At 68.1% G+C, this 20,707-nt stretch carries 21 protein-coding genes and 1 riboswitch; of the genes, 11 read left to right on the forward strand and 10 right to left on the reverse strand.

Going from position 1 to position 20,707, the window contains the following annotated elements; all coding sequences use genetic code 11:
* Nucleotides 1–13 precede the first annotated feature (13 nt).
* Entirely contained in the window at nucleotides 14–1,087 is a 1,074-nt protein-coding gene (ychF, locus tag ALI144C_RS34145; RefSeq protein ID WP_076991312.1) for a redox-regulated ATPase YchF, read from the forward strand.
* Between the two features lie 7 nt (nucleotides 1,088–1,094).
* On the opposite strand, the gene ALI144C_RS34150 is transcribed toward ychF, so the two are convergent.
* Nucleotides 1,095–1,517, reverse strand: coding sequence for a hypothetical protein (locus ALI144C_RS34150; RefSeq protein WP_083753627.1), 423 nt, complete (start codon nucleotides 1,515–1,517; stop codon nucleotides 1,095–1,097).
* Between the two features lie 421 nt (nucleotides 1,518–1,938).
* Between ALI144C_RS34150 and ALI144C_RS55850 the strand changes: the two genes are divergently transcribed.
* Nucleotides 1,939–2,091, forward strand: a complete 153-nt coding sequence (locus ALI144C_RS55850; protein WP_168211416.1) for a hypothetical protein — start codon at nucleotides 1,939–1,941, stop codon at nucleotides 2,089–2,091.
* Between the two features lie 58 nt (nucleotides 2,092–2,149).
* Here the strand turns inward: ALI144C_RS55850 and ALI144C_RS34155 are convergent, their stop codons facing one another.
* Together ALI144C_RS34155 and ALI144C_RS34160 are read right to left on the reverse strand one after the other, a co-directional pair.
* Nucleotides 2,150–3,511, reverse strand: coding sequence for a M28 family metallopeptidase (locus ALI144C_RS34155; protein WP_076991546.1), 1,362 nt, complete (start codon nucleotides 3,509–3,511; stop codon nucleotides 2,150–2,152).
* A 394-nt stretch (nucleotides 3,512–3,905) separates the two neighbouring features.
* Entirely contained in the window at nucleotides 3,906–4,208 is a 303-nt protein-coding gene (locus ALI144C_RS34160; protein ID WP_076991314.1) for a 4a-hydroxytetrahydrobiopterin dehydratase, read from the reverse strand.
* A 24-nt stretch (nucleotides 4,209–4,232) separates the two neighbouring features.
* Nucleotides 4,233–4,346: riboswitch (TPP riboswitch) on the forward strand.
* Here ALI144C_RS34160 and ALI144C_RS34165 point away from each other — a divergent pair.
* The 3 genes from ALI144C_RS34165 (at nucleotide 4,336) to ALI144C_RS34175 (ending at nucleotide 7,897) form a co-directional block, all read left to right on the forward strand.
* The gene (locus ALI144C_RS34165; RefSeq protein WP_076991315.1) at nucleotides 4,336–5,346 is read left to right on the forward strand and encodes a thiamine ABC transporter substrate-binding protein; all 1,011 of its coding nucleotides are present in this window, start codon (nucleotides 4,336–4,338) and stop codon (nucleotides 5,344–5,346) included. Its footprint overlaps the riboswitch before it by 11 nt.
* 20 nt (nucleotides 5,347–5,366) lie before the next feature.
* On the forward strand, nucleotides 5,367–6,878 hold the full coding sequence (locus tag ALI144C_RS34170; protein WP_143231053.1) for an ABC transporter permease: 1,512 nt from the start codon (nucleotides 5,367–5,369) through the stop codon (nucleotides 6,876–6,878).
* The gene (locus tag ALI144C_RS34175) at nucleotides 6,878–7,897 is read left to right on the forward strand and encodes an ABC transporter ATP-binding protein (protein WP_076991317.1); all 1,020 of its coding nucleotides are present in this window, start codon (nucleotides 6,878–6,880) and stop codon (nucleotides 7,895–7,897) included. Before ALI144C_RS34170 ends, ALI144C_RS34175 begins: the two co-directional genes overlap by 1 nt.
* A gap of 13 nt (nucleotides 7,898–7,910) precedes the next feature.
* Here ALI144C_RS34175 and ALI144C_RS34180 read toward each other — a convergent pair whose 3' ends face one another.
* From ALI144C_RS34180 to ALI144C_RS34190, 3 genes are read right to left on the reverse strand one after another with little or no spacing between them, the layout of a single operon-like run.
* Nucleotides 7,911–8,756, reverse strand: a complete 846-nt coding sequence (locus ALI144C_RS34180; protein ID WP_076991318.1) for an ABC transporter permease — start codon at nucleotides 8,754–8,756, stop codon at nucleotides 7,911–7,913.
* A complete protein-coding gene (locus tag ALI144C_RS34185; RefSeq protein ID WP_076991319.1) occupies nucleotides 8,753–9,718 on the reverse strand; it encodes an ABC transporter ATP-binding protein in 966 nt (321 codons plus the stop codon). The genes ALI144C_RS34180 and ALI144C_RS34185 overlap by 4 nt, the downstream gene beginning before the upstream one ends.
* A complete protein-coding gene (locus tag ALI144C_RS34190; RefSeq protein ID WP_076991320.1) occupies nucleotides 9,715–10,830 on the reverse strand; it encodes a LolA family protein in 1,116 nt (371 codons plus the stop codon). Before ALI144C_RS34190 ends, ALI144C_RS34185 begins: the two co-directional genes overlap by 4 nt.
* Nucleotides 10,831–10,968: 138 nt before the next feature.
* On the opposite strand from ALI144C_RS34190, the gene ALI144C_RS34195 reads away from it, so the two are divergent.
* Nucleotides 10,969–11,673 carry a response regulator transcription factor gene (locus ALI144C_RS34195; protein WP_237774453.1) on the forward strand — a complete coding sequence of 235 codons (705 nt, stop codon included), beginning with the start codon at nucleotides 10,969–10,971 and terminating at the stop codon, nucleotides 11,671–11,673.
* Nucleotides 11,670–12,998 (forward strand): sensor histidine kinase, encoded by a 1,329-nt coding sequence (locus tag ALI144C_RS34200; protein WP_076991322.1) that lies wholly within the window; start codon nucleotides 11,670–11,672, stop codon nucleotides 12,996–12,998. Before ALI144C_RS34195 ends, ALI144C_RS34200 begins: the two co-directional genes overlap by 4 nt.
* 6 nt (nucleotides 12,999–13,004) lie before the next feature.
* On the opposite strand, the gene ALI144C_RS34205 is transcribed toward ALI144C_RS34200, so the two are convergent.
* The gene (locus tag ALI144C_RS34205; RefSeq protein WP_076991323.1) at nucleotides 13,005–13,196 is read right to left on the reverse strand and encodes a ferredoxin; all 192 of its coding nucleotides are present in this window, start codon (nucleotides 13,194–13,196) and stop codon (nucleotides 13,005–13,007) included.
* Nucleotides 13,197–13,261: 65 nt separating this feature from the next.
* Nucleotides 13,262–14,434, reverse strand: coding sequence for a cytochrome P450 (locus tag ALI144C_RS34210; RefSeq protein WP_076991324.1), 1,173 nt, complete (start codon nucleotides 14,432–14,434; stop codon nucleotides 13,262–13,264).
* Nucleotides 14,435–14,559: 125 nt separating this feature from the next.
* Here ALI144C_RS34210 and ALI144C_RS34215 point away from each other — a divergent pair, with 125 nt between their 5' ends.
* Together ALI144C_RS34215 and ALI144C_RS53680 are read left to right on the forward strand one after the other, a co-directional pair.
* Nucleotides 14,560–15,135, forward strand: a complete 576-nt coding sequence (locus ALI144C_RS34215) for a TetR/AcrR family transcriptional regulator (RefSeq protein ID WP_237774454.1) — start codon at nucleotides 14,560–14,562, stop codon at nucleotides 15,133–15,135.
* A complete protein-coding gene (locus ALI144C_RS53680) occupies nucleotides 15,135–15,854 on the forward strand; it encodes a (deoxy)nucleoside triphosphate pyrophosphohydrolase (protein WP_083753628.1) in 720 nt (239 codons plus the stop codon). Before ALI144C_RS34215 ends, ALI144C_RS53680 begins: the two co-directional genes overlap by 1 nt.
* Nucleotides 15,855–16,658: 804 nt before the next feature.
* Here the strand turns inward: ALI144C_RS53680 and trpS are convergent.
* A complete protein-coding gene (trpS, locus tag ALI144C_RS34225) occupies nucleotides 16,659–17,624 on the reverse strand; it encodes a tryptophan--tRNA ligase (RefSeq protein ID WP_076991326.1) in 966 nt (321 codons plus the stop codon).
* Between the two features lie 228 nt (nucleotides 17,625–17,852).
* On the opposite strand from trpS, the gene ALI144C_RS34230 reads away from it, so the two are divergent.
* Nucleotides 17,853–18,152 carry a YciI family protein gene (locus ALI144C_RS34230; RefSeq protein ID WP_076991327.1) on the forward strand — a complete coding sequence of 100 codons (300 nt, stop codon included), beginning with the start codon at nucleotides 17,853–17,855 and terminating at the stop codon, nucleotides 18,150–18,152.
* 285 nt (nucleotides 18,153–18,437) lie between these two features.
* Here the strand turns inward: ALI144C_RS34230 and ALI144C_RS55855 are convergent, their stop codons facing one another.
* Nucleotides 18,438–18,605: a hypothetical protein gene (locus tag ALI144C_RS55855; RefSeq protein ID WP_157232873.1), complete on the reverse strand. Its 168-nt coding sequence runs from the start codon at nucleotides 18,603–18,605 to the stop codon at nucleotides 18,438–18,440.
* A 166-nt stretch (nucleotides 18,606–18,771) separates the two neighbouring features.
* On the opposite strand from ALI144C_RS55855, the gene typA reads away from it, so the two are divergent.
* Nucleotides 18,772–20,670: a translational GTPase TypA gene (gene typA, locus ALI144C_RS34235; RefSeq protein ID WP_076991328.1), complete on the forward strand. Its 1,899-nt coding sequence runs from the start codon at nucleotides 18,772–18,774 to the stop codon at nucleotides 20,668–20,670.
* Nucleotides 20,671–20,707 lie beyond the last annotated feature (37 nt).

Genomic DNA, 20,707 nt, shown 5'->3' on the forward strand with positions numbered 1-20,707 from the left:
AGACTGGTTCGTCGTGAGCCTCACCCTTGGGATCGTCGGCCTGCCGAACGTCGGCAAGTCCACCCTGTTCAACGCGCTGACCAACAACGACGTGCTGGCGGCGAACTACCCATTCGCGACGATCGAGCCGAACGTCGGCGTCGTCCCGCTGCCCGACCCGCGGCTGGACAAGCTGGCCGAAGTGTTCTCGTCGGAGAAGATCGTGCCCGCGACGGTGTCGTTCGTCGACATCGCGGGCATCGTCAAGGGTGCGTCGGAAGGCGAGGGGCTCGGCAACAAGTTCCTGGCGAACATCCGTGAGGCCAACGCGATCTGCCAGGTGATCCGCGTCTTCGACGACCCGGACGTCGTGCACGTCGACGGCACGGTCGACCCGTCCAGCGACATCGAGACGATCAACACGGAACTGATCCTCGCGGACCTGCAGACGCTCGAGAAGGCCCTGCCGCGCCTGGAGAAGGAAGCACGTACCCGCAAGGAGGCCCGCCCGGCTCTCGACGCGGCCAAGAACGCGCAGGAGATCCTCAACTCGGGCAAGACCCTCTTCGCGGCGGACGTCGACAGCACGCTGCTGCGCGAGCTGAGCCTGCTCACACTCAAGCCGTTCCTGTACGTCTTCAACGCCGACGAGGCCGTGCTGACCGATCCGGCGAGGCGCGCGGAGTTGGAGAAGCTCGTCGCACCGGCCGACGCCGTCTTCCTCGACGCGAAGGTGGAAGCGGAACTGCTCGAACTGGACGACGAGTCGCGCCGTGAGCTGCTCGAGTCGATCGGGCAGGCGGAGCCTGGCCTGTACTCGTTGGCACGCGCGGGTTTCCACACCCTCGGCCTGCAGACGTACCTGACCGCGGGTCCGAAGGAGTCCCGGGCGTGGACCATCCGCAAGGGCGACACCGCCCCGCAAGCGGCGGGCGTCATCCACACCGACTTCGAACGCGGCTTCATCAAGGCCGAGATCGTCTCGTACGACGACCTCATCGCCGCCGGGTCCATGGCCGCCGCCAAGTCCGCGGGCAAGGTCCGCATGGAGGGCAAGGGTTATGTGATGGCCGACGGTGACGTGGTGGAGTTCAGGTTCAACGTCTGACGGTGTCCTAGCCGGGCTTCGGAGCGGGCGTTCCGTTCGGCCAGACGCAGGGTGACGTGGCGCCCAGTGAAAGGTCGCCGTTCACGGATTCCTGAATCGACATGCTGAAGCCGTCGTTCTTGTTCTCGACGGAGATCCAGTTCTCCCTCGGCCGCTTGTCGGACAGGACTACGAAGTCATGGCTCGTCCACCACCGCACGAGGGCTTCGGCGACCTCCGCGTTGCGTTCGCGGGGGACATCCCGGAGCCAGTACCTGCGGCTGGCATAGACGCGCCCCAGCGGACCGTTGTCGCTGGGGTCATCGCATTCGGTGTCGTCGAATCGGGACAGCGGTTCGAGTCGCGGTGGTGGAGTCAGGCTCGCGGCTGCGTCTTGCGTGTACTTCTCAGCGCGGTTGTTCGCTTCCTGCTGGGTAATGGTGTTCTTCACGGGGACATCCGATCCTTGGCCGGAACATGACACGAGTATTAGGGCAATCGCCGCGAGAGCCACCGCGCGTACGAGTCGGCCGCTCACGCCGGACGCTGACCGGCGATGATCTTGCCGATGTTCGGCAAGGCGAGCTTGTCCTCGTCCCAGTTACACCATGCTGCTGAACGCGGATGCTTACGCGGCCACCGAGCTGCGTACGACTCGAGGTTTCGGTGCCATCTGTGGTCGGCAGGCTTGGACACGTCCACCCCTTTGGCTGTTACTCCCCGTAAGCCGTTGCTCACGATAGGGCCAGTTGTGTGCGCTCGTGGGGTGAACCCGTTACTCCTACCCGTTCGGACCAATTTTTCTGCGCGCGGTGGCAGGTTTCAACCGTCCGGTGTTTGGCAACTCCTTGAGTGTCCCCAATGGAGGTGTCATGATCATTCTCGGTGCGATCCTGCTCGTCATCGGCTTATTGACCAGTATCTCGATCCTGACGACGATCGGCGGGATCCTGCTGGTGGTGGGCCTGATCCTCACGGTTCTCGGCGCCGTCGGACGTCCGCTCGGCCGCAAGACTTATTACTAGGCACAGCATTGGGGGCCTGTCGGGGGAAATTCCCCGGCAGGCCCCCGAATGCTGTTTGTCAGTGCCGCAGAAGGTCGTAAGCCGCTGCTCCGATCAGCTCAAGCGAAACCTGAAGACGCTCAAGGCTGATGTTGTCTGCGATGGTGTCCTCGGGTGTGTGATAGGTGGGTTCCAGCAGTGCTGGGCCGCCTTCTCCGCGCCAGCTGAAGTTGGCTGCGGGAATGCCTTTCTCGTGGAACGGCACGTGGTCGCTCGAACCGCGGGCGACCGGGCCCTTCGTCCTTGGCTCGTAGCCGAGGCGTTTCGCCGCTGCCCCCACGGCTTGTGTTGTCGCGTTGTTGGCTCCGTCGACCGACAGCAGCCAGTAGATGTGCGCAGGGTCGTACGCCGTGGCGACCATGTCGTTCTGGAATGTGCCGCTGATCCGTTTGATGTCCTTCTCGGACAGTTGGGAAACGTAGTGGCGCGAGCCGATCAGGCCGTACTCCTCCGCTCCCCACAGCGCGAACCGGATCGCCTTGTTGGTCGGCAGGTAGCGCAGCACACGAGCCAGCTCCAAGCACAACACCGTTCCGCTGCCGTCGTCGTTGGCGCCGGGGGAACCGGGAACGCTGTCGTAGTGCGCGGTCACCATGACGACTTTGTTGTCCGGGTTCGGGAACGTCGCCGGACGCTCCGCGATCACGTTGTAGGACGTGAGGTTCCTGTGCCGGACTGTGGTGGCGCTGACCTTCACTGTGCCCTTCGCCAGGCGCTCACGCAGTCGTTCGACGTGAACCTGCGCCAGGCCGAGTACCGGGATGGTCACCGGCGTCGGCAGGGTCGGGGAGAACGCCGACAGCCTGCGCAACGGGTCCGCGCCGATCCGGCCGATCAGGACAGCCGTCGCGCCTCGTTCGGCCGCGGTCCGATACGCGGTGGCGATGTTCGTCACCGCCGCGATGAGCACGACCTTGCCCGTCACGTCCGCGGGGATTGCTGAGCCGTCACCGGCGTCCACGACGACGCCCTCCCGCGTCACGTCCGCGAGGCCCTGCGGCGACGAGCCCATCTGCCAGGTGTCCCGGCCGACCCGCAGCGAGCCGAGGAACTTGTCGTCGATCGGGAACGGCTGCAGCGAAACTTGGTAACGCAGATCACGCAGCACGCGGGCGATGTAGTCCTTCGCGCGCAGCTCCCCCTGGGTACCCGCGATCCGCGGCCCGATCTTGTCGCTGAGGACACGCAGGTGCTCCAACGCACGGCGCGCCCGCACCCGAGCGACGACCGGGAAGTCGCCGAAGTTCAGCGACGGCGTGTGCTGCGCACCGGTCCGCTGCCTCGTCGCCTGCGCGGCAGCCACCGGATTGAGTCCGATCGTCGCAGCTCCGGCCAGTGCCACCGCGCCGGTGAACACCCGGCGTCTGCTCAGATCAGCCATGAACATCCCTCGCTTCCGTGAATCCCCCATTCCGGGTAGCTAAACGGCACGTTCGGGGCGCGAGCAACCTCCGAATGGCCCTTTTTGCCTGGTGGGACACGCGGTACGGGAATGGGGACCGGTAACGAGACCGGCGCGGAGCGTAGCGAGGTCAGCCCTCATCGCCACACCAATTCCCCCAAGGGGATCCCTTGGTTCTCACGTTACCGGAGTGGTCTGACATTTCCGGCGTTCTCGCAGGTCAGGGCCAGTTTTAGCGAGCTTGGGCAGCCTTCACCGCACCACCAATCCGCCAAGGGGGACCCCTGATTTTCACGTTACCGCAGGGGTACGACAGGTCCGGTGTTGTCGCAGGTCAGGGCGTAGATCCCCGATGGCGGAGCGGAGCCCCGGGCTACGCCTGGGATCTGAAGGTGTCGACGACCGAGTCGATCTCGGTGGCCAACGCGGTGTCCTTCGCGGTCAGGCCACCCTCGGAGTGGGTGCTGAGGCTGAACGTCAGCGTCCGCCAGCGGATGTCGATGTCGGGGTGGTGGTCGTCGTTCTCCGCGATCTCCGCCACTCGGTTCACCACCTGGATCGCCTGGGCGAAGCTGTCCAGCTCCACCGTCCGCACGATCGCCGATCCGTCGCGCCGCCAGGACGACAGGTGGTTCAGCGCCGAGGTCAGCTCGTCTTCGGTCAGCAGTTCGGCCATGTGTCCATGGTGCATCTATGCTCACGGTTCTGCCACGGGAGTCCGGTGCGTCCGGGCTGAGAGGAGGGCGAACCAGCCCTCGACCGTATGAACCTGATCCGGGTAATGCCGGCGCAGGGACGGGAGGATGAAGGTGCGCAAAGCCGCAGTTGCCCTGCTCGTGCTGGTCACGGCCGCGGGGTGTTCGCTGGCCACGGAGCAGAAGCCGAGCGGCGAGGGCCAGAAGGTCACGCTGGTCACCCACGACTCGTTCAACGTCCGCAAGGAGCTGCTGGAGGAGTTCCAGAAGTCCAGCGGGATCACCGTCGAGGTGCGCAAGTCGGGTGACGCGGGCGCGTTGACCAACCAGCTCGTGCTGACCAAGGCCAACCCGATCGGTGACGTGGCGTTCGGCGTCGACTCCACGTTCGCCTCGCGGGCGCTCAACGAGAACGTGTTCCAGGCCTATCAGAGCCCTGACGCCAACAAGCGCTACCAGGTCGACGACACCAACCGGCTGACGGCCGTCGACATCGGTGACGTCTGCGTCAACGTGCACACCTCGGGTCTGAAGGGTGTGCCTGAGCCGAAGACGTTCGACGATCTCGCGAACCCCCAGTACAAGGACATGCTGGTCGTGGAGAGCCCGGCCACCTCGTCACCCGGCCTCGCCTTCCTGCTCGGCACGGTCATGCGCTTCGGGGAAAACGGCTGGAAGGACTACTGGACCAGGCTCAAGGCCAACGGCGTCAAGGTCGTCAGCGGCTGGGAGGAGGCCTACAACCAGGAGTTCTCCGGCACGGGCAAGGGCGCAAGGCCGCTCGTGGTCTCCTACGCCTCCAGCCCGGCCGCCACGCCGGACACGAAGGCCCTGCTGGACACCTGCTACCGCCAGATCGAGTACGCCGGTGTCATCCAGGGCGCCAAGAACGCCGACGGCGCCAAGAAGGTCCTCGACTTCATGCTGTCCCAGAAGTTCCAGGCCGAGGTGCCGGAGCAGATGTACGTCTACCCAGTACGCGAGGGCGTCGCGTTGCCCGAGGCGTGGCAGAAGTCCGCGCCGCTGCCGGGTGACCCCGAGGCCACGTTGCCCGCGCAGGACGTCGACCGCAACCGGGAGAGCTGGGTCAACCAGTGGCGCTCGCTCGTCCAAGGGTAGGGATTCTGCTGGTGGCGTTGGTGCCACTGGCGTTCCTCACCTTGTTCTTCGCATGGCCGGTGGTCGCGATCATCGGCCTCGGGGTGCGCGTCCAGCTGTTCGACACGCTGACCAGCGCGGACACGTGGAGCCTTGTCGGGTTCACGCTCGGCCAGGCCGCGGCGTCCACTGTGGTCGCCATCGTCGCCGGGATGCCGTTGGCGTTCCTGCTTGCGCGGTGCAGGCTGCCGGGACGCGGGCTGATCCAGGCGATCGTGCTCGTTCCGTTCGTGCTGCCCACTGTTGTTGTGGGGCTTGCCTTCCGCGGCCTTATGCCGGGCGGCGGGGTCTGGTCGATCGTCCTGGCCAACGCGTTCTTCAACGTCGCGGTCGTCGCGCGGACGGTCAGCGGTCTGTGGGCGAGCATCGACCGGCGCGCCGAGGACGCCGCACGGGCTCTTGGTGCCACGAGGCTGCGTGCGTTCACGTCCGTCACGCTGCCCGCGTTGACCCCGGCGATCGGGTCGGCCGCCGCGGTGGTTTTCCTCTTCTGCTCCACCAGTTTCGGGGTCGTGCTGATCCTTGGCGGCGCCGAGTACCGGACGTTGGAAACCGAGATCTACCTGCGCACGGTTCAACTGTTCGACCTGCCGGGCGCGGCTGCCCTGTCGATTCTCCAACTGGCCGCTGTCGTCACCGCGCTGGTGATCGGCGCGGTGGCGCGCAAACGGCGACAGGCGGCGTTGAAACTTAGTGGTAGCAAGGAAACCGCGCGCAGACCGGTCGGTGGCGAGTGGGTAGTGGTCGGCGTCGCGTACGGCGTGATCGCGCTCCTGCTGACTCCGATCGTCCACCTGATCAGCCAGTCCAGCCTGGCTGGTTTCCGCGCGCTGTCGAGCACAGGGCACGACAACAGCCTGGAAGTCACCGGATTCCGGGCCGCGCTGAACTCGATGGGCACGGCGACCGACGCGACGGTGATCGCGCTCATCCTCGGCGTGCTGTCCTCGGTCGCGTTGACGCGGCTGGGGAAGACCGCCGAATTCGTTGACGTGGCGATGATGCTGCCGCTCGGGGTGTCCGCAGTCACGGTCGGCTTCGGTTACCTGATCACGCTCGACGCGTTGCCCGGCGACCTGCGGACGTCACCGCTGCTCGTCCCGCTGGCGCAGGCGATCGTGGTCACCCCGTTGATCATTCGGATCCTGTTGCCTGTCCTGCGGTCCATCGACGAGCGGCTGCGGCAGGCCGCGGGCACACTCGGCGCGAGCCCGTGGCGGGTGTGGCTGGAAGTGGACGTGCCGCTGGCCGCGCGGTCGCTGGTGACAGCCGCGGCCTTCGGGTACGTCGTCGCGCTGGGGGAGTTCGGTGCGACGAGCTTCCTGGCCCGCCCGGACGCGCCGACCTTGCCGATCGCCATCGGCAGGTTGATCTCGCGGCCCGGTGAGCTGAACAACCAGATGGCGTACGCCGCCTGCACGCTGCTCGTGGTGGTGACGGTCGCGGTCGCCGTGCTGATCGAGCGTTTCCGGACCACGGTGGAGGAGTTCTGATGCGGATCAGGGACCTGACCGTCCGATTCGGTCAGTTCACGGCCGTCGACGGCGTCAGCCTCGACATCGGCGACGGCGAGGTCGTCGCGCTGCTCGGCCCGTCCGGGTGCGGCAAGTCGACGCTGCTGCGTGCCGTCGCGGGCCTCGAACCCCAGGTCGACGGCACGATCCGGTGGGGTGAGCACGACCTGACCAGCGTGCCGGTGCACAAACGCGGCATCGGCCTGGTCTTCCAGGACGGCCAGCTCTTCCCGCACCGCGACGTCGCCGGGAACGTCCGGTTCGGCCTGCGGATGCACAAGATCAACGATCCGCACCGGGTCGACGAACTGCTGGACCTGGTGGGCCTGAGCGGTTACCAGCACAGGAAAGTCACCGAGCTGTCCGGCGGCGAGCAGCAGCGCGTCGCGCTTGCCCGTGCGCTTGCTCCGCAGCCACGCCTGCTCCTGCTGGACGAGCCGTTGTCCGCGCTGGACCGGGCGCTGCGTGAACAGCTGGCGCTGGACCTGGCCCGCCTGCTCAGGAAAGCGGGCACGTCCGCGCTCGTGGTCACGCACGACCACGACGAGGCGTTCACGTTGGCCGACCGCGTCGCCCTGATGCGCCAAGGCAGGGTCGTCCAGACGGGCACCGCGGACGAGGTCTGGCGCTACCCCGTCGACGAGCAGGCCGCGGCGTTCCTCGGCTGCGGCCTGATCCTGGACGCCCGGATCAGCGACGGGGTGGCCACCACCGACCTCGGCGAGATCGCGCTGCCCTGGGCACCGGACGGCGAACACAGGATCGGCCTGCGCCCCAACGCACTCGTCGTGGATCCGGACGGCCCGATCGAAGGCGAGGTCAGCGGACGCGTGCACCGCCGTGACCACGTGCGGCTGCTGGTCAAGCTCGAACACCGGGAGGTGGACGCAGTCGCGAGCATCACCGACGCGCCCCAACCCGGCGAACCCGTGCGCCTACGCCTCGACCCAGACGGATGTGCCCTGGTCGCCCCTCGTGAGTGTTCGGCCGGGTTCTGACCCGTCTGCACACTCACGAGTCTTTGGTGATCATTCGGGCCAGGGCGAGGGAGTAGCCGATCACGATGTAGCAGACCGCCCGCAGCAGCCCGGTCACCAGGTTCTCCGACAGTATCGGGTCACGCAGGACGTCCACGATGGAGTCCCAGCTCTCGGTGATCAGGAACGGGTGCATCCAGTCCAGCACCGGGATCGTGCTGAGCAGACCGAACACGAACAGCCCGCCGATCACCGACGCCAGCACCAGCAGCGGGTGCTCGGTCGACGCGGACACCGCCAGCGCGATCGCGCCGACCGCCCACATCTGCACGATCACCCAGCCGGTGGCCAGCAGCACACGCCACAGGCCCTCGCCGACCGGCAGCGTCGTGCCGGAGATGGACACCAGGCTGCCCGGGCCCGCGATGACCAACCCGGTGACGAACGCGATCAGCGAGGTCATGAGCGCCGCGGCCGCGGACACCACCGCGACGCCGAACGCCTTGATCGCCAGCAGCCTGACGCGGCTCACCGGCGCGAGCAACAGGCCGCGCAACGTGCCGTGGGACGCCTCTCCTGCCAGCGCGTCGGACGCGGTCATGGTCGTGCCCAGCGGCAGGAAGAAGATCATCGTGGTGGACAGCACGATCACCGGGAGCATCAGCGCGTTGCCCGCGACGGCCGCGACGATCGACTGGTCGCCGTTGGCCCGGACCGGCGCGTCCACCAGTTGCGTGCCGATGCCGAACAGGATCGGGTAGAGCGCCAGCAGGCCGAGCAGGATCAACGTCCGCGGCCGCCGGTAGATCCAGCGCAACTCCGAACGCAGCAGGCGGCCGATCGGGGCGCGCACCGGCCCTGGCATCACCTGTGCTGTCATGACGTCTCCGTGAGCTGGGCGAACAGGTCTTCGAGGCCGGTGCGTTGTTTGTGCACCTCGTGGACCGGGATGTCGGCGCGCACCAACGTCGCCACGACCTCGGGTGCCGTCGTCGACGTCAGGTCGACCAGCAGCCCGTCCGGCATGGGACGGGCGGGGATCCGGTTGTCCCGCAACGCGTCGACCGCGGCCGTGATCTCCGGGGTGGACACCAGCAGGCCCGCGTTCGACGCTTCGAGCATGTCCCTGAGCTCACCCTGGGCGACCACGGTTCCCTGGTGCAGCACGGCGACGTGCGTACACGTTGCCTCCACTTCGGACAGCAGGTGCGACGACACCAGCACGGTCGTCCCGGCTGCGTGCAGGTCCGCGATCACCGTACGGACCTCGCGCGTCCCGGCCGGGTCGAGGCCGTTGGTCGGTTCGTCCAGCACCACGAACCGGCGCGGCACCAGCAGCGCCGCTGCCAGGCCCATGCGTTGCTTCATGCCGAGCGAGTAGCCGCGGTACCGGCGGCTCGCCGCGCCTGACAGCCCGACCCGCTCCAGTGCCTCGTCGACCGCCTTGGCGATCGCCGACGACCGCAGCAGCGGCTCGGCCGCCGCGCAGCGCAGCAGGTTCTCCCGCCCCGACAGGAACGGGTGGAACCCCGGGCCTTCGACGAGCGCCCCGACCTGCGGCAACACGGCCTGTGCCGCCTCGGGCAGCCGCGCGCCGAACAGCTCGACCTCGCCCGCTGTCGGGGTGGTCAGGCCCAGCATCATCCGGATGGTCGTGGTCTTGCCCGACCCGTTCGGGCCGAGCATGCCCAGCACCGCGCCTTCCGGGACGTCCAGGTCGACGTGGTCGACCGCGACGGTGTTGCGGTAGAGCTTGCGCAGGCCCCTGGTCCTGGCTGCCAACACAGGGGTGGGCACGGCGCTGGCCGTGCCCACCCCTGCTTCCGCTTCAGCGAATGTCACTTCACCTGTCCGATAGCCTCAGTGAGCACCTGCTCCGGGACGGCGCCGACCGCCACCCGGCCGTCGGTGGTCACCAGTGCGGTCGCCACCTTCGTGGAGAAAACGTACCCGGTGCCCCACGGACCCGAGACCTCCTTGCCGAAGGACTTCAGCAGCGAGGTGACGTCGAAGTCCTTGCCGCGGCCGCCGCCGAAGCCACCCTGGCCGTTCGCGTGCTCCTGGGCCTTGCCCGCCAGCGAGTTCAGGTCACCCGGCAGCTTGGCCACCAGAGTGGTGTCCCAGCCGTCGCCGACCGTCTTCAGGTTCAGGCCGCTGATCATGTCCTGGAAGCCCTTGCGCGCCTCAGCCGGGTCCTTCGGCTGGTGGTCACCCTTGGTTGCTTCCTTGACCGTCGCGCCCTGCGGGGGCGTGAACTGGAACAGCTTGGCGTCCTGCGGGCCGACGTTCAGCTCGGTGAACTCGAGCTTCAGCGCCGGGTCGGACTGGCCGTTGGCCAGCACCTGAAGCCGCAGCGGCAGCCTGGTCTCCGAGTCGACCGCGACGCGGATCTCCCGCAGCAGCGTCCGCTCGGTCGGCTTCGGCGTCACGACCAGCTCGTACGCGGGCCGCTTGGCCACCCGGGCGGTGCCGTCCACCTTGACGTCGCTGTACTGGCGGACCCAGGTCAGCGCTTCCTTGCCGATGGTGGCCGGGTCCTTGCCCGCCAGCTTGCCCGGCTCGACGGCCTTGTCACCGTGGGCGAACTTGGTGACCGTGTTCTTCTGCGAGTCCCAGGTCCAGAGCGTGCCGCCGTCCTCGACGAAGGTCTTCTCCGAGGACTTGCCCGGCAGGGTGGCCCGGAACCGGTTCTGGCCGTCCGACCAGACCGACGCGGACCCGATCCCGTCGAGCAGCTTGATCGGCAGGCCCAGGTTCTCCGACGCGGACACCTTGCCCGCGAGGGCGGGGATCTTGGCGTTCGCGACCGAGTCGACCAGCTGGTCGGCGCTGATCTGCGGCAGTACGGGCGGTGGCTCGTCAGCACCGGCCGGGATGGCGAGGACGCCTAACCCGACCACGCCGGCGAGAACGCCAGTACCCGCGACGGCCAGTACCGCCTTCTTGGTGTTCATCCGTCCACTCCCCGTTTCACGTCATGTGTTGTTCCCGCACCACAGAGATTGCCGGGCGGCACCTGAGATGGGGCTGAGACGCTGAGAGAAAGCTCAGGAATCCCGGCCGCGGAGCTGAGAGGCGGGCATGCTGTCCGCGTGAGACCTCGGGTGCTTGTGGTTGACGACGAACCGGGCGTGCGCCGGGCCCTGCAACGCGGTCTGACCGCGGAAGGGATGGACGTCGTGGTGGCCTCGGACGGCCCGAGCGCGCTGCACGTCGCGCGGACCGGTTCGTTCGACGTCATCCTGCTCGACATCATGCTGCCGGGTTTGTCCGGTTACCGCGTGCTGCAGGCGTTGCGCGGGGAAGGCGTGCGCACACCCGTGCTGCTGGTGTCGGCCAAGGACGGCGAGATCGACCAGGCCGACGGCCTGGACCTCGGTGCTGACGGCTATCTGGTCAAACCGTTCTCGTTCGTGGTGCTCGTCGCCCAGGTGCGGGCTTTGTTGCGGCGCGGCTCGGCCGAGGGCTCCGGCCAGCGGCTGCGGCTGGGCGAGCTCGTGGTGGACCGGGCGACACGGCAGGTCAGCATGGCGGGCGAGCCGGTGTCGCTGAGCCCGCGCGAGTTCGCCGTGCTGGACGTCCTGGCCAGCCGGGCGGGCTCGGTCGTGACCAAGGACGAGTTGCTGAGAGCGGTCTGGGGCGACGAGCAGGCGGCGACACGCAACGCCGTGGAGGTGTACGTCGGCTACCTGCGGCGCAAGCTGGAAGCGGTCGGCGCGGGCGCGATCGTCCGCACGGTACGCGGGCACGGCTACCTGGCGTCCACCGGTGAGATCGACGCCGTGATGGGCACATGAGGAAACTCAAGGAGGCCTGGTTCCGGCGGTCCATCCGGTTCCGGATCGCGACCATGGCCACCGCGGCGACCCTGGCCATCCTGCTCGGCCTGGCCTGGTTGTCCGGGCGGGGGATCGGCGGGCTGCTGATCTCGTCGACCGACCGCGAGCTGAGGCCGATCCTCGACGCCGCGATCGGCGACGTCCGCGCGGGCCGCACACCGCACCCGGACACGCCGTACGTGCAGGTCAGGGTGCTGGACACGGCAGGGGCGCCGCAGGACGGCCTGCCCGGTCTCGGCCTGAAGGACTGGGTCGTGCGCGAGCTGAAGGGCGCCGAGCCGGTGACCCAGTTCGCCGACGACCCGCCGACGCGGTGGATCGGCACAGTCGTCACCGCGCCGGACGGCGCACAACGCCTCGTCGTCGCGGGAACCGGCCTGTCCGGGTACGAGGAGGCGCAGCGGCACGGCCTCAACTGGCTGCTGATCGCGGGCCTGCTCGGCGCGGCCGCCACCGGGATCGCCACGTGGTTCTCCGTGCGGTCGTCGCTGCGCCCGGTGGAACGGATGCGGCTGTCGGCCGCCCGGCTGCCTGCGGGGCAACGGTTGCCGCTGCCCGACTCGCACGACGAGCTGCGGTCACTCGCCGGTGCGATCAACGGACTGCTCGAACGCCGCGACGAGGCGACCGAACGCCTGCGCCGGTTCACCGGTGACGCCGCGCACGAGCTGCGGTCCCCGGTCGCGTCGATCAGGGTGCAGGCCGAAGTGGCCGTCGCCAACCCCGACCCGGTGCTGTCCCAGGAGGTCCTCGCCGACATCGTGCAGGAGTCCGAGCGGCTGTCCACATTGGTGGACGGCCTGCTCACGCTCGCCCGGTCGGACGCGGGGGAACTGCCGGTGGCGCAACCGGTCGACCTCGTCGCCGCCGCGGACGCCGCGATCGCGCGCTGCGGCAACGACTCGGCCAGGGTGACGCTACAGGCGCCGACGGGCTCGGCGTGGGTCCTCGCCGCACCGGCCGAAGTGGACCTCGTGCTGGACAACCTGGTGCGCAACGCGGTGCGTTACGCCCGCGCCCAGATCACCGTCGCGGTGCTGCCCGCGGGCCAGTTCATCCGGCTGATCGTGGACGACGACGGCCCCGGGATCGCACCGGAACACCGGGAGAAGGTGTTCGACCGCTTCTACCGGGTGCAGGACGACCGGGCGAGACAGACCGGTGGATCCGGTCTCGGTCTCGCCCTCGTCGCCGAGCTCGTCCGCAGACGCAACGGACAAGTCCTGGTCACCGAGTCGCCGGACGGCGGCGCGCGGTTCCAGGTCCGGTGGAAGTCCCTCTAGCGGAGGCTATGTCAGGAGTTTGACGGCGCCGGACGGGCAGAGCGTGGCCGCCTGCCGGACCACGTCCTCCTCGCCCGCGTCGGGCTGCTCGTGCAGCACCTTCACGATGCCGTCGTCGTCCTGGTCGAACACATCGGGGGCGGTCAGCACACACATTCCCGCGCCGACGCACACCTCACGGTCACCTTCAACGTGCATATCCCACTCCTACCACTACTTACGCCCCGCCGAGGCCTTCGTCAGGACAATGTCAGGAAACGCGTTCACCACGTCACCGGCAGCGCGTCGACCCCCTGGATCGTCATGATCGGGCGCAGTTCGAGCTCGTCGACCGGCGCCGCCAGGCGCAACCCCGGGACCCGGTCGAACAACGCGGGAAGTGCCAGGTGGAGTTCCGCCCGCGCCAGGTTCTGCCCGAGGCACTGGTGCACGCCGTAGCCGAACGCGACGTGGTGCGCGGCTTCCCGGCCCAGGTCGAAGCGGTCGGGGTCGTCGAACGCGTCCGCCGCGCGGTTGACGAGGCTGCTGGCGATCACGATGCCCTCACCGGCCTTGATGACCACGTCCGCGATGGCGATGTCGTCGACCGCGACGCGCAGGATCGACTCCACGATCGTCAGGTAGCGCAGCAGTTCCTCGACCGAGGCCGGCACGGTGCCCGGGTCGGCCCGGAAGGCGGCGAGCTGCTCCGGGTGTTCGAGCAGGGTGATCACCGACAGGGTGATCATCGACGCGGTGGTCTCGTGGCCCGCGCCGAGCAGCAGCAGCGCTGTGAACGCCAGGTCGTCCGTGGTCATCGCGCCCGTGTCGACATGGTCGGCCTTGAGGCGGGCGATCAGGCCCGGCGGCGGGTCCTGCGCCAGCGCGGTCATGTAGCCGATCAGGTCCTGGGTGGCCTTGACGGACACCTCGGGCGTCCTGCCGCGCAGGATGTCGGACGTGGCTTTCTCGAAGAACTCGTGGTCGGCGTAGGGAACGCCGAGCAGGCGGCTGATCACCAGCGACGGAACCGGCAGGGAGAACGCGGTCACCAGGTCGGTGGGCGGGCCTGCCGCGAGCATGGTGTCGATGGTGTCGTGCACGACCTGCTCGATGTCGGGCCGCATCTCCCGGAGCCGCCGGATGGTGAACTCGGAGATCAGCATGCGCCGCACCCGGTTGTGCTCGGGGTCGTCGCGCACGATGAACGGGCGGTTCGGCGATGTGTGGACGGCCTTGACCGCGGGCGGCACGATCATCGGGAAGCCCGCGTTGGTGCGGTCCGCCGAAACCCGTGGGTCGGCGAGCAGCGCGCGGGCCTGGTCATGGCCGGAGACGACCCATGCCTCCTGGCCGTTGACCAATCGGATCTTGCGCAACGGCGTGCCGTCCCGCAGTTCCTCGTAACCTGAGGCGGGGTGGTACGGGCACGTGCGTTGCTGCGGGTATGTGATCATTCCTTCCCTTTCGTCGCTCCTGCCTTGTATTCTACAAGCGTTGAATTGATTCGCGCAACGTGTTCGGGTCGATGAATGAGCAGGTCATCGGCCATATTGGCGTGTTTTGGCCTATGCTGTTACGGGTGGATTTCGATCATCGGAAGGGGCCACGCCGACGTGGCGAGGCGCTCGAGGAAGCGATCCTGCGTGCGGCCGTCGACGAGCTCACCGAGGTCGGCTACACAGCGGTGAGCATGGAACGGATCGCGATCCGGGCGCGGACCAGCAAAGCGGCGCTCTACCGGCGCTGGCCCGGCCGGGCCGAGCTGATCGTGGACGCCTACACGAGGTTCGCGGCGCACCAGGTCGAAGTGCCGGACACCGGCAGCCTGCGCGCCGACGTCATCGCCCTGCTGAGAGGCATCGCGGACCAGGCCACCCCCGAGACGCTGCACCTGTTCTTCGGCCTGCTGGCCGACGCGGGGGAAGAGTTGCGGGACAGGATCCGAGGGCGGTTCGTCGCGGTGAACCCGGCGCGGATGGTCGCGATCCTCGAACGCGCGGAGGACCGAGGCGAGGTGCGTCCCGGCCTGTCGGAGCGGTTGCGGACACTGCCCCTCGACCTGATGCGCGTGGAAGTCCTGCAGTACGGCGCTGTTGCGGACGAGACGATCGAGTCGATCGTGGACGAGGTCTTCCTGCCGTTGGTGCGGCCCTGATGCCCGCGTTGCGGACCACGGTGACAGTCGACGCGCCCGCGCGTACGGTGGCTGGAGCGGTGATCGAGTTGGTGTCCGAACGGGCGCACGTGGTTTCTGTTTCGTCGGAGCAGATCATCGCGGTGCTGCCGGGAAAACCGTTCCGCGGCGCGCGGTTGACGTCGACCTGCGCGGCTTCCGGTGTGGGGACATCGCTTACGTGCTCGTTGTCCTGGTTGTCGCCCAACGCTTTCGTGGACGGGATAGCGGTCCGCCGACCGGTTCTGTCGCTGTTGGATTCGCTGGCCTCCGGCGTCCGGCAACGGGCGGAGGAGTTGACCGGCGCGACTGTCGTCGTGGGAACGGCGATAGTGCGCGACGGTCGGATCCTGGCTCAGCAGCGGGCTTTTCCCGCTGAAGTAGCCGGGATGTGGGAGCTGCCAGGCGGTCGCGTCGAACCGGGGGAGAGTGACAGCGCGGCTGTTCGGCGCGAATGCCAGGAGGAGTTGGGCATCGAGGTTTCGCCGGGGGACGCGATCGGGCCGGATGTCGTGCTACCCGGCGGGAAACTGCTGCGGATCTACTGTGCTACAACGGAAGCGGACCCGGTAGCGGTAGAGCACAAGGCACTTCGGTGGTTGAACAGGGAAGAACTCGAGGACGTGGAGTGGCTGCCTGCGGATCGAATCCTGGTGCCGGTGTTCCGTGCCCTTGTTGAAGAATCGGCTACCGGGACGTAAGCAACTCAACCCGCAACGGCTTGCGCGCTAGCGCAAAGCAAACCCACAACGGCTTGCGCGCTAGCGCAGAGGTCGGCTTCGGGGGTGTCTCCTGCCCGTCGGCCTGGGCGAAGCCAACCACGGGCTGTCCAGAGGTCCGCCTCCCCAACAGGCGGGCCCAGCGACAGCCCTACGGACCTCTTGATAGTCCGTGGTTCCCTTGGGCAGGTCGACGGGCAGGGGACACCCGCGCCCTGAAACCCCGGGTCACTGAAGCGTGCGCCGGGAGGAACACGGCGCGAAGACCTCCTGCTCAGAGGTCTGCCTCCCGGCGAGGGACCTTCTTTGTCTTTCCGTCTTTTCGTCTTTCCGTCTTTTCAGACCCGGGATCTCCATTGCGGGTCTAGTGACCACGCCTTACTCCTGGTCAAGGCTCGGGATCCTGTGGGGGAAAGATAGCCCCTCGCCGGGTGGCAGACCTCAAAGCAGGAGGTTCTTCGCGTCGTGTTTCTCCCGGCGCATACCTTCATGACCCGGGGTTGTGAGGCGCGGGCGCCTCCTGCCCGTCGACCTGCCCCAGGGAACCACGGACAGTCAAGAGGTCCGTATGACTATCGCTGGGCCCGCCTGTTGGGGAGGCGGACCTCTTGACAGCCCGTGGTTGGCTTCGCCCAGGCCGACGGGCAGGAGACACCCCCGAAGCACCACTCTGCGCTTGCGCGCACGCCGCCTACTCTGCGCTTGCGCGCACGCCGAGCCGTCAAATCCCTGTGCGGTGTGCTGGCGCATGCCGACCTGCATGCGCCAGCGTCTCCGATCTGTGCTTCAACCGATTCCGGCGAGTCGGGTCACCGCTGCCAGCCGGTGCCGTCCGCGTTCCGAGGCGCGTTCGGCGCCCGTACTCCTGATCCGGTCGAGTTCGGCGGGGTCGGCCAGCAGGTCCTCCGTGCGGTTGCGGACACCTCGCAGCTCTTCGATCACGGCGTCCGCCGTCGTTTCCTTGAGCACGCGGTACGAGTCGATGCCGTCGGCCGTGTCCTGCGGTGACTTTCCTGTGCATGCGCTGAGGATCTCGAGCATGTTCGCCACCCCTGGTTGTTCGTCCGGTCGGTACTCGACTCGCTCGTAGCCGTCGGTCACGGCGCGGCGGAACTTGCGGCGGATCATGTCGGGGGCGTCGAGTACGAACACCACACCGGCTTCGTCGCGTGCCGACTTGGCCATCTTGCGTTCGGGGGCTGCCAGGTCACGGATGCGGGCCGCCACCTTCGGGGTCACCGCCTTCGGCACGACGAACGCCTCGCCGTAGGTGCTGTTGAACCTTCGCGCCAGCGCCCTGGCCAGTTCCACGTGCTGTGCCTGGTCCTCGCCCACCGGGACCTCGTCGGCTCCCGGCAGCAGGATGTCCGCCGCCATCAGCACCGGGTACGTCAGCAGGCCCAGTCGGACCGTCTTCGCGCCTGCCGACTTCTCCTTGAACTGGATCATCCTGGCCACCTCGCCGAAGGTGCAGGTGCATTCCAGCACCCACGTCAGCGCGGTCAGCTGGCTGGCGATGTCCGACTGGACGAAGACCCGCTCCGGTTTGATGCCCGAGCCGATCAGCACCGCGAGCATCTCGCGGCTGAGGGCTCTCAGCCGCTGTGGGTTGTACGCCGTCGTCATCGCGTGCATGTCGCTGACGAAGTACAGGTCGTCGTCGGCGCCCTCACGGGCCCACTGGCGGATCGCTCCCAGGTAGTTGCCCAGCTGGGCACGGCCGGACGGGGTCGCGCCGGACAGTCTCGTCATCGGTTGTCCTCCCTCTGCAACGGTGTGGCCGCCGCCGGGGGACATGAAAAAGGCCGCCCGGTGGGCGGCCTGTGGCTTGTCAGCGCACAGCAGGATGGCCGCCTGGCGCGGCCCACCACATGCCGGTGTTGCTGTGCATGCGCTCAGGGTAGCAGGGCGCATAAAGAACGCGTATATGCCGCGCTCATTCGATTCCTCTGGTGCTATGCCGGGCGTACCGTAAATCGCATGTACATCGTGATGCTGGCCTACAAAGCCCCCATAGAAGAGATCGACTATCTCCTGCCTGATCATATGGAATGGCTCAGCAAGCACTATGACGCCGGGCACTTTCTGTGCTCCGGTCGTCAGCCGACGCGGACCGGGCGCGTGATCATCACCCGGCCGATGGCCCGTGCCAAGCTGGAAGCCCTGCTGGCCAGCGATCCGCTGGACATGGCCCACATGGTCCGGCACGAGGTCGTCGAGTTCGAGGCCACGCGCACGGCCCCGGAACTCGCCAGGGTGAACGAAGCGCTCGCCAGTTAGCGCGAAATTGTCGATACCGTGACGACGGTACTGTGATTCGGCGTGAACCGAACTGCCCGGATCGACCGCCAGCCGGTCCGGGCCGACCGCTCGAAATGCGCATTTGAATGTTCTTTTACCAACGCTGTGCACAAATTGGGGCATGGCCCGCTTTGGGTGACGCCGTGGTGGCACCGCCGTACGCCCCGGCCCGTCCCGAGATGAACTCTTCGCGACCCGTGGGCAAACCCTCTGCGGGCCGACGCGGGCACTGGCCGATCCGGTGCTGAGCAGGTGCTCGCCCGCCTAGGCAGCGGCGGCCTTGGCCTTGCGCAGGGCGAGCACCGGGCACTTGCCGCAGCGGTCCTTGGACTTGCAGCACTTCTTCTTGACCTTGCCCGCCTTCATGAGGTTGCGCACTGTTTCCGCGGGCGTCTTGCCCACGTACTTGGCTTTGATCTTCTTCTTGCCCACGCGCGTGCTCCACCCTCGGGTTTGGGGTCGAAGTAAGGCTAGGTTAACCTTGCTTGATCCTCCCTGTGCGGCTGGTCACACCGAAGGTCAGGGTAACCTTTCAGACGGGCCTCGTCCGCATTGGAGCGTGGGGCCATTCCCGTTACCGAGGTACAGGAGCTCTCGCGTGCCCGCATCAGCCACTGCCAGCAGGACCAGGACGGACCTGCGCAACGTCGCGATCGTGGCGCACGTCGACCACGGCAAGACCACTCTCGTCGACGCCATGCTGCGCCAGTCCGGCGCCTTCGGCGAGCGCGCCGAGATGGTCGACCGCGTGATGGACTCCGGCGAACTCGAGCGGGAGAAGGGCATCACCATCCTCGCCAAGAACACCGCGGTCCGCAGGCACACCGCGGACGGCGTGGTCACCATCAACGTGGTCGACACCCCCGGCCACGCCGACTTCGGCGGCGAGGTCGAGCGCGGCCTGTCCATGGTCGACGGCGTGCTGCTGCTGGTCGACGCCAGCGAGGGCCCGCTGCCGCAGACCCGGTTCGTGCTGCGCAAGGCGCTGGCCGCCGGTCTGCCCGTCGTGCTCGTGGTCAACAAGGTGGACCGCCCGGACGCCCGGATCGCGGAGGTCGTCAGCGAGAGCCACGACCTGCTGCTCGACCTCGCGGGCGACCTGGAGCTGGAAGACCTGGACGCCGTGCTGGACCTGCCGGTCGTGTACGCCTCCGCCCGCGCCGGCCGCGCCTCGCTGGCCCAGCCGGAAGACGGCGGCCTGCCCGACAGCGAGAACCTGGACCCGCTGTTCGACGTGCTGCTCAAGCACATCCCGTCGCCCACCGGCGACCCGGACGCGCCGCTGCAGGCACTCGTCACCAACCTGGACGCCTCCAGCTTCCTCGGCCGGATCGCGCTCTGCCGCATCCACGCGGGCAAGCTGCGCAAGGGCCAGACCGTGGCCTGGTGCCGGGCGGACGGCACCGTCTCCAACGTCCGCATCGCCGAACTGCTGGTCACCGAGGCGCTCGAGCGCGTGCCCGGTGAGGAGGCCGAGGCAGGCGACCTCGTCGCCATCTCCGGCATCCCGGACATCACCATCGGCGACACCCTCGCCGACGTGGACAACCCCGTCCCGCTGCCCCGGATCACAGTCGACGAGCCCGCGATCGCCATGACCATCGGTGTGAACACCTCGCCGCTGGCGGGCCGCAACGGCGGCACCAAGCTGACCGCCCGCGTGCTCAAGGCCCGGCTGGACGCCGAGCTCGTCGGCAACGTGAGCATCAAGGTCCTGCCGACCGAGCGCCCGGACACCTGGGAGGTCCAGGGCCGTGGCGAGCTCGCGCTGGCGATCCTGGTCGAGACCATGCGCCGGGAGGGCTTCGAGCTGACCGTCGGCAAGCCGCAGGTGGTCACCAGGACCATCGACGGCAAGCTGTGCGAGCCGTTCGAGCGGCTCACCATCGACGCCCCCGAAGAGCACCTCGGCGCGATCACGCAGCTGGCCGCGGCCCGCAAGGGCAAGCTGGAGCACATGGGCGGGCACGGCACCGGCCGGATCCGCGTCGAGTACGTGATCCCGGCCCGCGGCCTGATCGGCTTCCGCACCGAGTTCCTCACCGAGACCCGGGGTACCGGCATCGCCAACCACGTGTTCGAGGGCTACTTCCCGTGGGTGGGCGAGCTGCGCACCCGGCACAGCGGCTCGTTGGTCGCCGACCGGACCGGCCCGATCACCGCGTACGCGATGATCCAGCTGGCCGACCGCGGCACGTTCTTCGTCGAGCCCGGCCAGGACTCCTACGAGGGCATGGTCGTCGGGGAGAACCCGCGCGCCGAGGACCTCGACGTGAACGTGGCCAGGGAGAAGAAGCTCACCAACATGCGTTCGTCCACCGGTGACGAGCTCGAGCGCCTCGCCCGGCCGCGCAAGCTGGGCCTGGAGGAGGCGCTGGAGTTCTGCGCCAGCGACGAGTGCGTCGAGGTCGCGCCCAGCATCGTCCGCGTGCGCAAGCTGATCCTGGACTCCACCCAGCGCGCCCGCGCCCGGTCGCGCGCCAAGACCCAGGGCTGATCGGGGACTCCTCCCCAGCCCCTCGCCCTACCGTTCG

Origin of the sequence: Actinosynnema sp. ALI-1.44 (assembly GCF_001984155.1) — a bacterium.
Lineage (GTDB): Bacteria > Actinomycetota > Actinomycetes > Mycobacteriales > Pseudonocardiaceae > Kibdelosporangium.

Coding starts and splice junctions, on each gene's coding strand:
- ALI144C_RS34155 (WP_076991546.1), bottom strand. CDS start 3,511: ATGGCTGATCTGAGCAGACGCCGGGTGTTCACCGGCGCGGTGGCACTG.
- ALI144C_RS34210 (WP_076991324.1), bottom strand. CDS start 14,434: ATGATCACATACCCGCAGCAACGCACGTGCCCGTACCACCCCGCCTCA.
- ALI144C_RS34160 (WP_076991314.1), bottom strand. CDS start 4,208: ATGGCCGAACTGCTGACCGAAGACGAGCTGACCTCGGCGCTGAACCAC.
- ALI144C_RS34180 (WP_076991318.1), bottom strand. CDS start 8,756: ATGACAGCACAGGTGATGCCAGGGCCGGTGCGCGCCCCGATCGGCCGC.
- ALI144C_RS34175 (WP_076991317.1), top strand. CDS start 6,878: ATGCGGATCAGGGACCTGACCGTCCGATTCGGTCAGTTCACGGCCGTC.
- ALI144C_RS53680 (WP_083753628.1), top strand. CDS start 15,135: ATGCCCGCGTTGCGGACCACGGTGACAGTCGACGCGCCCGCGCGTACG.
- ALI144C_RS34205 (WP_076991323.1), bottom strand. CDS start 13,196: ATGCACGTTGAAGGTGACCGTGAGGTGTGCGTCGGCGCGGGAATGTGT.
- ALI144C_RS34190 (WP_076991320.1), bottom strand. CDS start 10,830: ATGAACACCAAGAAGGCGGTACTGGCCGTCGCGGGTACTGGCGTTCTC.
- trpS (WP_076991326.1), bottom strand. CDS start 17,624: ATGACGAGACTGTCCGGCGCGACCCCGTCCGGCCGTGCCCAGCTGGGC.
- ALI144C_RS34230 (WP_076991327.1), top strand. CDS start 17,853: ATGTACATCGTGATGCTGGCCTACAAAGCCCCCATAGAAGAGATCGAC.
- ALI144C_RS55850 (WP_168211416.1), top strand. CDS start 1,939: ATGATCATTCTCGGTGCGATCCTGCTCGTCATCGGCTTATTGACCAGT.
- ALI144C_RS34200 (WP_076991322.1), top strand. CDS start 11,670: ATGAGGAAACTCAAGGAGGCCTGGTTCCGGCGGTCCATCCGGTTCCGG.
- ALI144C_RS34165 (WP_076991315.1), top strand. CDS start 4,336: ATGAAGGTGCGCAAAGCCGCAGTTGCCCTGCTCGTGCTGGTCACGGCC.